At 65.2% G+C, this 13,419-nt stretch carries 9 protein-coding genes; 5 read left to right on the top strand and 4 right to left on the bottom strand.

All coding sequences use genetic code 11. From position 1 onward, the window contains the following. Positions 1-11: 11 nt before the first annotated feature. Both araD and DCG74_RS03490 read left to right on the top strand, forming a co-directional pair. Positions 12-1,751, top strand: coding sequence for an L-arabinonate dehydratase (gene araD, locus DCG74_RS03495; RefSeq protein WP_172789321.1), 1,740 nt, complete (start codon positions 12-14; stop codon positions 1,749-1,751). Positions 1,752-1,865: 114 nt separating this feature from the next. Then, a complete protein-coding gene (locus tag DCG74_RS03490) occupies positions 1,866-2,585 on the top strand; it encodes a ribonuclease activity regulator RraA (protein ID WP_172789320.1) in 720 nt (239 codons plus the stop codon). Between the two features lie 156 nt (positions 2,586-2,741). Here DCG74_RS03490 and DCG74_RS03485 read toward each other — a convergent pair whose 3' ends face one another. Further along, a complete protein-coding gene (locus DCG74_RS03485) occupies positions 2,742-4,847 on the bottom strand; it encodes a S9 family peptidase (protein WP_172789319.1) in 2,106 nt (701 codons plus the stop codon). Positions 4,848-5,160: 313 nt separating this feature from the next. Here DCG74_RS03485 and DCG74_RS03480 point away from each other — a divergent pair, with 313 nt between their 5' ends. Both DCG74_RS03480 and DCG74_RS03475 read left to right on the top strand, forming a co-directional pair. Next, the gene (locus DCG74_RS03480) at positions 5,161-6,594 is read left to right on the top strand and encodes an MBOAT family protein (protein WP_172789318.1); all 1,434 of its coding nucleotides are present in this window, start codon (positions 5,161-5,163) and stop codon (positions 6,592-6,594) included. Next, positions 6,594-7,700, top strand: a complete 1,107-nt coding sequence (locus DCG74_RS03475; protein ID WP_172789317.1) for a hypothetical protein — start codon at positions 6,594-6,596, stop codon at positions 7,698-7,700. The genes DCG74_RS03480 and DCG74_RS03475 overlap by 1 nt, the downstream gene beginning before the upstream one ends. A gap of 181 nt (positions 7,701-7,881) precedes the next feature. Here DCG74_RS03475 and DCG74_RS03470 read toward each other — a convergent pair whose 3' ends face one another. From DCG74_RS03470 to DCG74_RS03460, 3 genes are all read right to left on the bottom strand, one after another. Next, positions 7,882-9,069, bottom strand: coding sequence for an alanine--glyoxylate aminotransferase family protein (locus DCG74_RS03470; protein ID WP_172789316.1), 1,188 nt, complete (start codon positions 9,067-9,069; stop codon positions 7,882-7,884). Positions 9,070-9,171: 102 nt separating this feature from the next. Next, positions 9,172-9,897: a thermonuclease family protein gene (locus DCG74_RS03465; protein ID WP_172789315.1), complete on the bottom strand. Its 726-nt coding sequence runs from the start codon at positions 9,895-9,897 to the stop codon at positions 9,172-9,174. A gap of 293 nt (positions 9,898-10,190) precedes the next feature. Next, entirely contained in the window at positions 10,191-11,918 is a 1,728-nt protein-coding gene (locus tag DCG74_RS03460; RefSeq protein ID WP_172789314.1) for a hypothetical protein, read from the bottom strand. Positions 11,919-12,340: 422 nt separating this feature from the next. Here DCG74_RS03460 and DCG74_RS03455 point away from each other — a divergent pair, with 422 nt between their 5' ends. Then, complete coding sequence (locus DCG74_RS03455) at positions 12,341-13,189, top strand: caspase family protein (protein WP_172789313.1); 849 nt, start codon at positions 12,341-12,343, stop codon at positions 13,187-13,189. Positions 13,190-13,419 lie beyond the last annotated feature (230 nt).

The raw sequence follows: 13,419 nt of genomic DNA, 5'->3' as shown, positions 1-13,419 counted from the left end.
CAAGGAATGCGATGACCAACAAGAAGAAAACGCCCGACCAGCTCCGCAGCGCGCGTTGGTTCGCGCCCGATGATCTGCGCTCGTTCGGCCACCGCTCCCGCGCCATGCAGATGGGCTATGCGCCGGAGGAGTGGAAGGACCGCCCGATCATCGCGATCCTCAACACCTGGTCGGACGCGCAGCCCTGCCACATGCACTTCAAGTCGCGCGTCGAGGACGTCAAGCGCGGCATCCTGATGGCGGGCGGCCTGCCGCTGGAGCTGCCGGCGCTGTCGCTGTCGGAATCGCTGCTCAAGCCCACCACGATGCTCTATCGCAACCTGCTGGCGATGGACGCGGAGGAGCTGCTGCGCAGCCATCCGGTCGACGGCGTGGTGCTGATGGGCGGCTGCGACAAGACCACGCCGGCGCTGCTGCTGGGCGCGACCTCGATGAACATCCCGGCGATCTATCTGCCGGCAGGCCCGATGCTGCGCGGCAACTGGAAGGGCAAGACGCTCGGCTCCGGCTCCGACGGCTGGAAATATTGGGACGAGCGCCGCGCCGGAAAGATCTCCGACAAGGACTGGCTCGACATCGAGGCCGGCATCGCCCGCAGCTACGGCACCTGCATGACCATGGGCACCGCCTCGACCATGACCGCGATTGCAGAAGCGATCGGCATGACGCTGCCCGGCGCTTCCTCGATTCCCGCCGCGGATGCCAACCACATCCGCATGGCCTCTGAATGCGGCCGCCGCATCGTCGAAATGGTGTGGGAGGATCTGACGCCGAAGACGATTCAGACCCGCAAGGCGTTCGAGAATGCCATTGCGGTCGCGATGGCGATGGGCTGCTCCACTAACGCCATCATCCATCTGATCGCGCAGGCCCGCCGCGCCGGCCAGGACATCGGCCTCGACGATTTCGAGAAGGCCAGCCGCAAGGTGCCCGTCATCGCCAACGTGCGGCCGAGCGGCGAGACGTACCTGATGGAGGACTTCTTCTACGCCGGTGGCCTGCCGGCGCTGATGAGCCAGATCAAGCCGCATCTGCATCTCGAGTGTGTCACCGTCACTGGAAAGACGGTGGCTGAGAACATCGCGGGCGCCGAGGTGTACAATGCCGACGTGATCCGCGGCATCGACAATCCCATCTACAAGGAAGGCGCGCTCGCCGTGCTCAAGGGCAATCTCGCGCCCGACGGCTGCGTCATCAAGCCCTCCGCCTGCGCGCCGCGCTTCCTCAAGCACACCGGGCCGGCGCTGGTGTTCGACGACTATCCCTCGATGAAGAAGGCGGTCGACGATCCCAACCTCGACGTCACCGAGAATCACATCCTCATCTTGCGTAATGCCGGGCCGCAAGGTGGCCCCGGCATGCCGGAATGGGGCATGCTGCCGATTCCCACAAAACTCGTGAAGCAGGGCGTGCGCGACATGGTGCGCATCTCGGATGCGCGCATGAGCGGCACCAGCTATGGCGCCTGCATCCTGCACGTCTCGCCGGAATCGTATATCGGCGGTCCGCTGGCGCTGGTGCGGAACGGCGACCGCATCACGCTCGACGTCGCCGCGCGCACCATCAATCTCGACGTCTCCGAAGCCGAGCTCGCAAAACGCCGCGCCGCCTGGAAGCAGCCCGCGCGCCGCTTCGAACGCGGCTATGGCTGGATGTTCACCAAGCACATCAAGCAGGCCAATGACGGCTGCGATTTCGACTTCCTGGAGACCGATTTCGGCGCGCCGATCGGCGAGCCGTCGATTTACTGACCGTCGTTCCGGGGCGATGCGAAGCATCGAACCCGGAACCCATTTCACCCCAGCGTATGCGGCCCGATGGATTCCGGGCTCGCGCTACGCGCGCCCCGGAATGACGAGTACATCATGACCAAACTCACCGAAGCCACCCGCAACAAGCTCAAATCCGTCTCCACCGCCACCGTCGCCACCGCCTTGTTCAAGCGCGGCCTGCGCATCCAGATGATCCAGGATGTGCATCCCGTCGGCCCGGACCAGCCGACCATGGTCGGCGAGGCCTTCACGCTGCGCTACATGCCGGCGCGCGAGGATCTCAACACCATCGACGTGTTCAGGGATCGCTCCCATCCGCAGCGCAAGGCGGTCGAGGATTGCCCGCCGGGCGCGGTGCTGGTGATGGACAGCCGCAAGGATGCGCGCGCGGCCTCGGCCGGCGCGATCCTGGTGACGCGCCTGATGAAGCGCGGCGTCGCCGGCGTCGTCACCGATGGCGGCTTTCGCGACTCCGCCGAGATCTCAAGGCTCGGCTTTCCCGCCTTCCACCATCGCCCCTCGGCGCCGACCAATCTGACGCTGCATCAGGCAATCGAGATCAACGTGCCGATCGGCTGCGGCGATGCGCCGGTGTTTCCCGGCGACGTCATTCTCGGCGATGCCGACGGCGTCATCGTGATCCCCGCGCATCTTGCGGACGAGATCGCCAACGAAACCTTCGAGATGACCGCATTCGAGGATTTCGTCACCGAGGAAGTCGGCAAGGGCCGCGGCATCTTCGGTCTCTATCCCGCCACCGATCCCCAGACGCTCACCGATTTCGCGGAATGGCGCAAGAAGAACGGGCGGTAGTTCCTTCGCCTTTCCCCGCTTGCGGGGAGAGGGGGAAGCCCCGCAATCTGAGCTGTCGTAGGGTGGGCAAAGCGAAGCGTGCCCACCTCGCCTTATTTGGAGACGGTGGGCACGGCGCTACGCGCCTTTGCCCACCCTACAAGGCTGCGGCTATGGCTACACCTCAGCCTCCGCCATCCCCGCCGCCCACAGCGCGAACGCGTAGACGATCGCGACTTCGTCCAGCCGGTCGAAGCGGCCCGACGCGCCGCCGTGGCCGGCGCCCATGTTGGTGCGCAGCAGGACCGGGCCGCCGCCGGTCATGGTGGCGCGCAGGCGTGCGATCCACTTGGCGGGCTCCCAGTAGGTGACCCGGGGATCAGTAAGTCCGCCCATCGCCAGGATCGCCGGATAGTCCTTCGCCGCGACGTTGTCGTAGGGCGAGTAGGAGAGGATGGTGCGGAAATCTTTCTCGCTCTCGATCGGGTTGCCCCATTCCGGCCATTCCGGCGGCGTCAACGGCAGCGTGTCGTCGAGCATGGTGTTGAGCACGTCGACGAACGGCACCTCGGCGACGATGCCGGCGAACAATTCGCCGGCACGGTTGGCGACCGCGCCCATCAGCATGCCGCCGGCCGAGCCGCCATGGCCGATGATGCGCTTGGCGCTGGTATATTTCGCGGTGATCAGCGCGCGGGCGCTGGCGGCGAAATCGTCGAACGAGTTGGTCTTTTTCTCGCGCTTGCCGTCGAGATACCAGCCCCAGCCCTTGTCGGCGCCGCCGCGGATATGCGCGATGGCGTAAACGAAGCCGCGATCGACCAGCGACAGGCGGTTGGCGCTGAACGAAGCCGGCATCGCCATGCCATAGGAGCCGTAGCCGTAGAGCAGGAGCGGCGCTGTGCCGTCGAGCTTCAGCCCGCGGCGATGCAGGATCGAGACCGGCACCTCGGCGCCGTCATGCGATTTCGCCATGATGCGCGTCGTGACGTAGTCGGCCGGGTTATGCCCCGACGGAATCTCCTGCCGCTTGCGCAGCACGCGCGTCCGTTTCGTCATGTCGTAATCATAGACTTCCGACGGCGTCGTCATCGACGAATAGGCAAAGCGCAGTGTAGTCGTCTCGAACTCGTAGGAGCCCATCGTGTCGAGCGAATAGGCGGCCTCGTCGAACGCGATGGCATGCTCCTCCCCGCCAGCGAGATCGCGGATCACGACCGACGGCAGCGCATGGGCGCGCTCGAGCCGCACCAGATGGCCGGCATAGAGATCGAGGTCGATGATGTAGATGCCGGGCCGATACGGAATCAGGTCGCGCCAGTTCTTGCGCTCGGGCGCGTGAAGCGGCGCGGTGACGATCTTGAAGTCGATGGCGTCATCGGCATTGGTGAGGATGAACAGCTCGTCGCCGCGGTCTGCGAGTGAATATTGCACGCCCTCCTCGCGCGCCGCGACGAGGCGCGGCGGCGCGTCGGGGTTGGTGAGGTCGATCAGCCGTTGCTCGCTCGTCTCGTGATCGCCGCCCGCGATCACGCAGAAGCGGCCGCTGGTGCTCTCATGCAAATGGGTGAACCAGCCGGAATCCTGCTCCTCATAGACCAGCGTGTCGTCGGCCTGCTGGGCGCCGAGCCTGTGCCGCCACACCTGCATCGGCCGATGATTGTCGTCGAGCTTCACATAGAAGAAGCTCTTGCAGTCCGCGGCCCAGACCACGCCGCCATCGGTCTCCTCGACGAGATCGTCGAGATCCTTACCGCTCGCCCAGTCGCGAACGCGGATCGAAAAATATTCCGAGCCCTTGGTGTCGGCGCTCCAGGCCTGCAGCTTGTGATCGTAGGAGTGCCGGCTGCCGCCGAACTTGAAATATGTGTGGTCCTTGGCGAGCGCGTCGCCGTCGAGCACGATCTCGCCGTCGCCGCCGTCGCGCGGCATGCGGCCGAACAGCTCGTGCTGCCCGCCCTCGCGAAACCTGCGGAAATAGGCGAAGGGACCGTCGGGTGACGGCACGCTGGAATCGTCCTCCTTGATCCGCCCGCGCATCTCGCGCACCAGCGTCTTCTGCAGCGGCGCGGTATGGCCGAGCAGGCTCTCGGTATAGGCGTTCTCCTCGTCGAGATATTTGCGGATGTCAGGGTCGATCACGGCGGGATCGCGCAGCACCTCCTGCCAGTTCGCATCCTTCAGCCAGGCATAATCGTCGGTCACGGTGATGCCGTGCCGCGTGAAGGCATGCGGCCGGCGCGGGGCGACGGGGGGCTTCGAAGGCGTCTTGGCTTGGGTCACTCGGTCCTCATTCGTGTCCGTACGTCGCTGCACTTCGCCTCTCCCCGCTTGCGGGGAGAGGCCGGATTGCACGCAGATGCAATCCGGGTGAGGGGGACTCTCCGCGAGTCCAACTCTCACCGTCCTTGCGGAGACTCCCCCTCACCCCAACCCTCTCCCCGCAAGCGGGAGAGGGAGAAGGCGCGTTCCCTTATATCGTTCCCATTCCGTGGATTGCCAGCACGCCTGTTCCAAAGGCGGCGCCATCTCACCGGGTTGTTGATCCGTCCCTTGTATGCTTTAGGGACGCTATCCCCGCCGCCGGTCCAGCCCGATGCTGTTCAATTCCTACCCCTTCATCCTGCTGTTCCTGCCGGTCGTGCTCGCCGGCTATTTCCGGCTCGGCCGGCGCAGCAATCTGGCTCCGGTGATCTGGCTGGCACTGGCCTCCATCACCTTCTATGCAATCGGCAGCTGGCAGTTCGTCGCCCTGCTGCTGCTTTCGATCGCCTTCAACTACGGCGTCGGCCATCTTCTCATCGTGGCGGAGCTCACGCATCCGCAACGAAAGGCGGCGCTCGCACTCGGCGTCGCCGGCGATCTCCTCATGCTCGGCATCTTCAAATATGCCGGCTTTGTCGCCGAGAACGTCAACGCGCTGCTCGGCACGCATGTCGCGATCCACATCCTGCTGCCGGTCGGCATCTCCTTCTACACCTTCACCCAGATCGCGTTCCTGGTCGATGCTTATCGCGGCCAGGTCGCGGCCTATGCGCTGCCGCACTACGCGCTGTTCGTGACCTACTTCCCGCATCTGATCGCCGGGCCCATCCTCCATCACAAGGACATGATCCCGCAATTCGAGGAGGAGGAGACCAAGCGCCCGGACGGGCATCTCATGTTGTGCGGCGTTATCATCTTCGCGATCGGCCTGTTCAAGAAGACCTGTCTTGCCGACGGCATCCAGCCGCTGGTCGCGCTCGCTTTCGAGGCGCGCTCGCCGAGCTTCGACCAGGCCTGGCTCGGCGCGCTCGCCTACACCTTCCAGCTCTATTTCGACTTCTCCGGCTATTCCGACATGGCGATCGGCATCTCGCTGATGTTCGGCATCTTCCTGCCGGTCAATTTCAACTCGCCCTACAAGGCGACCAGCATCGTCGAGTTCTGGCGGCGCTGGCACATGACGCTGTCGCAATTCCTGCGCGATTATCTCTACATCCCGCTCGGCGGCAACCGCCGCGGCCGCGTGCTCCGCTACGTCAATTTGATGATCACGATGCTGCTCGGCGGGCTCTGGCACGGCGCGGCCTGGACTTTTGTCATTTGGGGCGCGCTGCATGGCGCTTATCTCTGCGTCAACCACGCTTTCAGCGCGCTGGTGCCGAACGTTCCGTTGCTGGCGCGTCCCGGCCGCATGCTTGGCGCCGTGCTGACCTTCCTCGCCGTCGTCATCGCCTGGGTGTTCTTCCGCGCCGAGAGCGTCGCCTGGGCACTGCGGGTGCTCCACGCCATGGCTGATCCCGCCAACATCGTGCTCGGCCGCGAGGAGATTGCAGCGCTGGTGCAGGTCGCAATCTACGCGGCGCTGGTGTGGCTGGCGCCGAACACGCAAGCGCTGATGGGATACGACCACGGCAACCGCAAGGTCGGCGAGGCCTTGCGGGCGGGGCGCATGCGGCCCCTGGTGCTCTATGCGGCCTCGCTGGTGCTCGCCTTCGGCTTCCTGGGCATCCAGAGCCACAGCGAATTCATCTATTTCCGGTTCTGATGCAGGGCGCGTTCACCCATCTCACACGTCTTCTGCTGGCGAGCGCGGCCTGCGTGCTCGGCGCCGCAGCGCTCACCTTCGCCGTCGATCCCCTGCAATTATTCCGCCCCTCGCGCCTGATCCCCGCCTTCTACTCGGAGGACACGCGCGTGCAGAATGCCGGGCTGATCCGCAGCCAGCCGTTCGACACCGCCTTCATGGGTACCTCGCTCGCGATCCATTTCCGCCAGAGCGACATCGATCGCGCGCTCGGCGTCCGCTCGCTCAAGCTCGCGATGACCGGCTCCAATTCGCGCCAGCAGGCTTTCGTGCTGGAGCAGGCGATCGACCGCGGCGCAAGGCGCGTGATCTGGGCGATGGACGACTTCATCTTCATCGATGCCGCCGATATCGAGGCCGATCCATATTTGTCCGTCGATCTCTACCGCCGGACGGCGAAAGGCGTCGCCTCCTATCTGTTCAGCGCGGCGATGGCGAAGGAATCCCTGTTCGCGCTGCTGCGGTCCGTCCCGCTGCTGCGGGAGCCGCTGACCCGGGCGTCGCCCTATCTCCCGGTCAAGTTCGCGCTGGCAGACATCGACGACATCTACGCCCTGGCGCGGGATTTCGACGTTGCGCGAGACTACAACGCGAAGAAGACGCTCGCCGCCTTCGCCTATATCACCAGCCCCGTACGCAGCCGCTTCCTCGGCGAAGGCTACGGCTTCGAGGCCATGGTCCGGCATTTCGAGCAGGACGCCGCCGGCCTGATCGCGCGCCACCCCGACGTGACCTTCGACATCTACTTCCCGCCCTATTCGATCCTGCAATTCGTCGCGATGCGCGATGCCTCACCGGAGACGCTGAAGATCGTCACCGATCTCACGGCGCACATTGCGCGGCGCCTGACGCAACTGCCCAACGTCCGCCTGTATGATTTCCGCGCGCTCGAGGCGGTCACGCACGATCTCGACAATTACAGCGACGTCATCCACCATTCGCCAGTGGTGGATGCGATGGTGCTGAGATGGCTTGCGAGCGGGGAATATCGGGTGGATCCGAAGGCGCCGCTTGCGCCGCTGGAGGAGTTGAAGGCGCAGGTCGAGGCGTATCGCGTCGAGCGATGATCTTCCGCTCTCCTTTTACGGGAGAGGTGGGTCTTTCCGCTAGCTCGGAATCGTAGGGTGGGCAAAGGCGCGCTTAGCGCCGTGCCCACCATCGATTCAACGGTACGACAGAAGTGGTGGGCACGCTTTGCTTTGCCCACCCTACGATACTGCGCTGCGTCCGGGGCACGAGCACGCTTTGCTACACCGCCACCTCGTCGCCGAGATACGCGACCGCCGCCTCCAGCCCGCCCTTGCCGTGCGGGATCTTCAGCGCGTTCAGTCCGACCTCGATCACCCCGAGCGTGCCGAGCAGCATCGGCGCATTCACATGGCCCATATGGGCGATGCGGAAGGCTTGTCCGGAGAGATCACCGATACCGGTGCCGAGCACGACGCCGCACTTGTCCTTGCAATAGCGTTGCAGCACGGCCGGGTCATGGCCGTTGCTCATGGTCACCGTGGTCACGGTGTTGGAGCGCTCGCTGGCCTCGGCGACGTTGAAGCCGAGCACCTGGCCTTCCGACCACATCGCAACCGCGCGGCGCGCGGCCTCACCGAGCAGGCTGTGGCGGCGGAAGGCGTTCTCGAGGCCTTCCTCGTGCAGCATGTCGATCGCCTTGCGCAAGGCGAACAACAGATGCACCGGCGCGGTGCCGGCATATTTGCGATAATTCTCGGTGCCCTCGCGCTCGCTCCAGCTCCAATACGGCGTCGACATGCCGGCCTTCTTGTGCACCTCGAGCGCGCGCGCATTGGCGGCGACGAAGCCGAGGCCGGGCGGCGTCATCAGGCCCTTCTGCGAGCCGGACATCGCGACATCGATGCCCCATTTGTCCATCTCGAACGGCATGCAGCCGAGCGAGGCGACGGTGTCGACCATGTACAGCGCGGGATGGCCACTCGCCTTGATCGCCTTGCCGATCGCCTCGATGTCGTTCTGCACGCCGGAGGCGGTGTCGACCTGGACCACGACGACGGCCTTGATGCTGTGCTCCTTGTCGCGGCGCAGGCGTTCCTCGACCTCGTGCGGCCGCACCGCGCGGCGCCAGTCGCCCTTGAGCACCTCGACCTCGGCGCCCATCAGCGCCGCCGCGTTGCCCCAGCCGATCGCAAAGCGTCCGCTCTCCAGCACCAGCACCTTGTCGCCGCGCGACAGCACGTTGCTCAGCGCCGCTTCCCAGGCGCCGTGGCCGTTGGCGATGTAGATGTAGGACTTGCCCTTGGTCGCGAACAGCTTCGAAATGTCGCTGAGCAGGCTCTCGGTCAGATCCAGCATCTCCTTGGAGTAGATGTCGATCGCCGGACGGTGCATCGCCCGCAGCACCTCGTCGGGCATCGTGGTGGGCCCGGGGATGGCCAGAAACTCCCGGCCCGCGCGAACGGTCATTGCTGTCAGTCCTTATTGCCAGAGAACAGGATGGTGGGTTGCTGATTCACGGTTTTACGCGGCGGAGGGCCTTGAGAAAAGCACGTAAAACGCAGGGCTGGGTTATCGCTTCGTCTCCCGGCATCCGGCCGCTTCGGCCTCTTCGACCGAGCAGAACCAGCGGGTGCCCTTGCTGATCTTCATCTTGATCTGGGTGTACCAGCGGCTGGTCGGCTGGTGATAGATGCACTCGCCGGCGCTGTTCACATTGCCCTTGATGGTGCAATCCGGCGACGGCGCGACCGGCCCCGAGGCCGACGCGAGCAGCACCGCATGCGCGCCGTCCGGCGGCTTGGTCGCGCCGAGGATCGCGGTCTTCTTGTTGCGCTCCCGCCAGTCCCACGGCGCGATGAAGGCACCCTGCCACATGCCGGCTTTTGCCTCACGCGCGGCAGCCTCGTCGGGCTCGTAATCCTTGGAGATGCGGGTGTAGGCCAGCGCCCAGCCGTTGCGCACCAGCCATTTCTGGATGTCCTCGCCGCCGACCTCGCAGCGCGCCACGGTGCGGCCGCGCCGGTCGATCGCGCGGGTGTGGCAGACCCAATTCTTGCCCTCGCTGTATTTGGCGAGCTCGTCGCGGGCCGCGACGCCGCAGGTCCAGCGCTCGGTCTTGGTGTTGAGGCAGAGCTGGTCGACCGCCGGCGCGTCGATGCCGCCGAGCCGGATCCGCGTGTTGCCGATCACCACGGCATCGCCGGCGCGAACCTTTGCCGTGCCGGTGATGTCGGCGGCATTAGCCAGCGACGGGATGGCGAACAAGGACAGCGCAATCAGGACTTTTCGCAACATGCCGGTCCGGTTGTGATGACAATCTCGATAAGCCGCGCAATTGTGGTCGGCTTTTGGCCGCCCGGCCAGCGCAGGCCGAACAGATTGCCTTTCAACTTCCTGTCATTGTGGCGGCGTTGCTTACCCTCCCCTGGAGGGGGAGGGTCGGCATGCGATCGAGCGAAGCGAGATTGCATGACGGGGTGGGGTGATCTCTCCACTCGGGCACTGTTCGTCGCGGAGGGACCGTCACCCCACCCCGCTCGCGCTGCGCGCGATCGACCCTCCCCCTCCAGGGGAGGGTAAAAGGACCATCACCCCCGGGCCATCGCCCGCTTCGCCACCGCCAGCCCCATCAGCACGAACGCCGACGTCACCTCGGGTCCGCCAACAAGGATCCTCGTCGGCGTCTTCATCTTGTTCCATTCATAGGCGCGGAACGGGCCGCGGCGGCCGCCTTCACCGAGCCCGGCGACGATCACGTTCAGCGCCGGTGCGAAGGTGCGCGGGTCGGCGCCGAGATGGCCGAGCGCGATCAGCGCCAGCGCGGCGTCGAACACGTTCATCTCGGCCGCCATCAGCTCGCCCTTGACGTAGGACAGCACGCGGTGGCGGATGAAGTCGAAATCGCCGGCGGGATCAATCGCGGCCTGCGCCGCCAGCGGCAGCGCCAGGAAGGCGGCATAACAGCGGCCGAAATAGGCGCTGTAGAGCTCCGGAAGATAATAGATGTGCGAGCGCGGATTGGCGAAGGCGCCGCTGGCAGCGAGGCGCTTCTGGAATCCGATGATGCGATGGACCGTGGCGAGCCGCGCCGGCGTCTCCAGCACTTTCCAACGCGCCAAGTTACGGAAGCTGACCTCGAGAATGTCGAGGTTGAGCGTCGGATCGAGATCGTTGCCGTAAGGGCGCTCGCCCGCGAGATTGTCGATCCAGGTCGCGACCCCGCCCTCATAGTCGATATTGTCGTTGAGCGGCACGGTCACGCGGGGCTCGTTGACGCCGGCGCGCACCTGATAACCCGCATAGAAGTCCAGGAGCGGCTGGTCGATGATGGCATCAAGGCAGCCGGCCTGCGTCGCCGCGGAGATGGAGCAGGCCGTGGTGTCGCAATCCGGCACGTAGATGCCGAAGCCGAGGTCCTGCTTGATCTGCGCGAAGTAGCGCGAGAAGCGCGGATGCGGTGCCGGCGCCAGGGCGGTGATGACGTTGAAGCGCGCGCCGCCCAAGCCTTCGACCTCCTCGCGGCTGATGTTGACGCAGAAATCGACCATGTCGGCGATCGCGCGCTCCGCCGCGATCTTGTCGGCGACCGAGGCGAGCCCGGTCTCGACGAAGCTGAGCAGGGCCTCGATGAAGAATGCGTCGTAATAGGCCGAGCGATGGCGGATCTGCACCGGCTCCCACATCGGCTCGGCAATGCCCTTCCAGGGCGGATTGACCACGGCGCGCGCGGGCGAGCGCGCGATGAAGACGCGGGCGAGATTGAAAAGCAGCGAGGAGTTCTTGTAGCCGCGCGCGTTGAGGCCCGTGAGCGCCATGATCAGCTCGCGGCCGCGGACGTCGGGATCGCCGATCAGGTTGAAGGCGGCGTAGGTCGGCAGGAAGCCGTTGCGGCGGTACGAGCCGAGCAGATGCTGCGCGCAATCGCGGATCACGCCGTCGATCTGCGCGATCTGCGGCATGGCGGCGTTGAACGGCACCGGCGGCGGCCTGGGATGGTCGAGCGCGATGCCGTCGACGAGATCGGCGATCGGCTGCCCGACCGCCGCCCAGTCGGGCTCGGCCTCGTCGCGGGCCCGGGTGAGCGCCGCGCGCAGCCGCGTCAGCATCCCCTCGTCGCGCAGCTCGGGCAGGCCGGCGCGGCGGAGCAGGATCCGCAGCGCGGGATTGCCGAGCGCGGTCTTGTAGAATTTGGCCAGATGCGGATCGCCGCTGGCCGCATCAGACAATACGGGATCGCAGACCTCGTAAAGCGAGGGGCCGTCCTTCCGCGCCGTCAGCGCCCGGCAGGCGGCGCCGGCAAAATAATGAAAGCTCATGAAATACCTGGTCGCGGGGGCCTTGGTCGGGGATATCAGGCACGCTGGCATCTGCGCGCCACCCCCCTTGCAAGTCGTTGAAAAGGCTACCCGGATTCGCAGGAAATACAAATGTGATGAACGTCACGGAAAAGCCGGCACGAGGGCTGCATGGTCGATCTCCGGAAGGCTACGGGGAAGCCAATGACGCAGGAATCCAGCCCGGAGAATTAACGAACGTATTCAGACACTTAGCTCAAATTTTTGGCAATCTATTGCCCCACGGCCTATATCCGGTTAAGGGTTTGTTTGGTGCGGCGCCGCAAATTGCGCGCAATTCGGGGGCACTTCCCCGGCCAATCCCTCAAACCTAAAGACGCTATCGCGCTACTCAAACAGTGTGCGCGCGCTTGGCCGGTCTTTGGCACAGGAAACGAAGCGAGATGAATGTAAAGCAGCTCGACCTTTCCAGACGTACGATCGCCCTCGCCGCAGCCCTCATCGGCACGGTGTCGCTGGTGATCGGCGCCCATGCTGCTCTCAACATGCGTGCGATCGATGCCGCCAAGGCCGTCTCGACCGACCAGATCACCGGCTCGATCGGCCAGACCTCGCGCCTCGCGCTCGTCATCGGCAATGGCCATTATCCCGACGCCAGCGCGCCACTGACGCAGTCGATCAACGACGCCCGCGCGCTGTCCTCGTCGCTGCGCAAGAACGGCTTTGACGTCGACATGGTGGAAGACGCGACCAAGGACGACATGGTCCGTGCCGTGACCCGCCTGAAGTCCCGGATCACGCGCGACAGCGTCGTCATGCTGTTCTTCGGCGGCTACGGCGTGCAGGCCGGCCGCGAAAGCTACATGCTGCCGGTCGATGCCGTGATCTGGAAGGAAGGCGACGTCCGCCGCCATGGCGTCTCCATCGACGGCGTGCTCGACATGATGAAGGAGCAGGGTGCCAAGGCCAAGCTCGTCGTGGTGGACGCCTCCCGCCGCAATCCTTACGAGCGCCGCTTCCGCTCCTATAGCCACGGTCTCGCGCCGATCAGCGCGTCCGACAATGCGTTGATCCTCACCTCCGCCTCGCCCGGCAAGGTCGTCGACGACGGCAAGGGCGAGCACAGCGTGCTGGTCAGCGAATTCCTCAACAATCTCAGCAAGCCCGGCAGCGCCGAGAGCGTCTTCAACAAGACCCGCCTCGCCATTTCCCGCGCCAGCGAAGGCGACCAGGTCCCGACCGTGTCGTCGTCGTTGCTCGAAGACGTCCGTTTCGGCGAAGCCGGCGGTTAGTTCTTGCAGCAATCGCAGCTGCTGTAGGGTGGGCAAAGGCGCAGAGCGCCGTGCCCACCAACTTTCCAACTTTCCGATAGAAGAGACGTGGGCACGCTTCCGCCGTCGCTCTGCGAGCTATGGCGGACAAGTCGCTTTGCCCACCCTACGATAGCCGTGCCTTAGCACACACCTGCCTCCACGATCGTCATCGCGAGCGCAGCGAAGCAATCCAGAATCTTTCCACGGAA

The organism is Bradyrhizobium sp. WBAH42, from assembly GCF_024585265.1.
Classification (GTDB): domain Bacteria; phylum Pseudomonadota; class Alphaproteobacteria; order Rhizobiales; family Xanthobacteraceae; genus Bradyrhizobium.
The sequence above is the reverse complement of the archived record's forward strand: the minus strand, read 5'-3'. Positions and strand labels throughout refer to the sequence as shown.

What these genes read in the sequence shown, in the direction of transcription:
- DCG74_RS03460 (WP_172789314.1), bottom strand. Translation starts at nt 11,918, where the DNA reads ATGAGCTTTCATTATTTTGCCGGCGCCGCCTGCCGGGCGCTGACGGCG.
- DCG74_RS03480 (WP_172789318.1), top strand. Translation starts at nt 5,161, where the DNA reads ATGCTGTTCAATTCCTACCCCTTCATCCTGCTGTTCCTGCCGGTCGTG.
- DCG74_RS03470 (WP_172789316.1), bottom strand. Translation starts at nt 9,069, where the DNA reads ATGACCGTTCGCGCGGGCCGGGAGTTTCTGGCCATCCCCGGGCCCACC.
- DCG74_RS03465 (WP_172789315.1), bottom strand. Translation starts at nt 9,897, where the DNA reads ATGTTGCGAAAAGTCCTGATTGCGCTGTCCTTGTTCGCCATCCCGTCG.
- DCG74_RS03490 (WP_172789320.1), top strand. Translation starts at nt 1,866, where the DNA reads ATGACCAAACTCACCGAAGCCACCCGCAACAAGCTCAAATCCGTCTCC.
- DCG74_RS03455 (WP_172789313.1), top strand. Translation starts at nt 12,341, where the DNA reads ATGAATGTAAAGCAGCTCGACCTTTCCAGACGTACGATCGCCCTCGCC.
- araD (WP_172789321.1), top strand. Translation starts at nt 12, where the DNA reads ATGACCAACAAGAAGAAAACGCCCGACCAGCTCCGCAGCGCGCGTTGG.
- DCG74_RS03475 (WP_172789317.1), top strand. Translation starts at nt 6,594, where the DNA reads ATGCAGGGCGCGTTCACCCATCTCACACGTCTTCTGCTGGCGAGCGCG.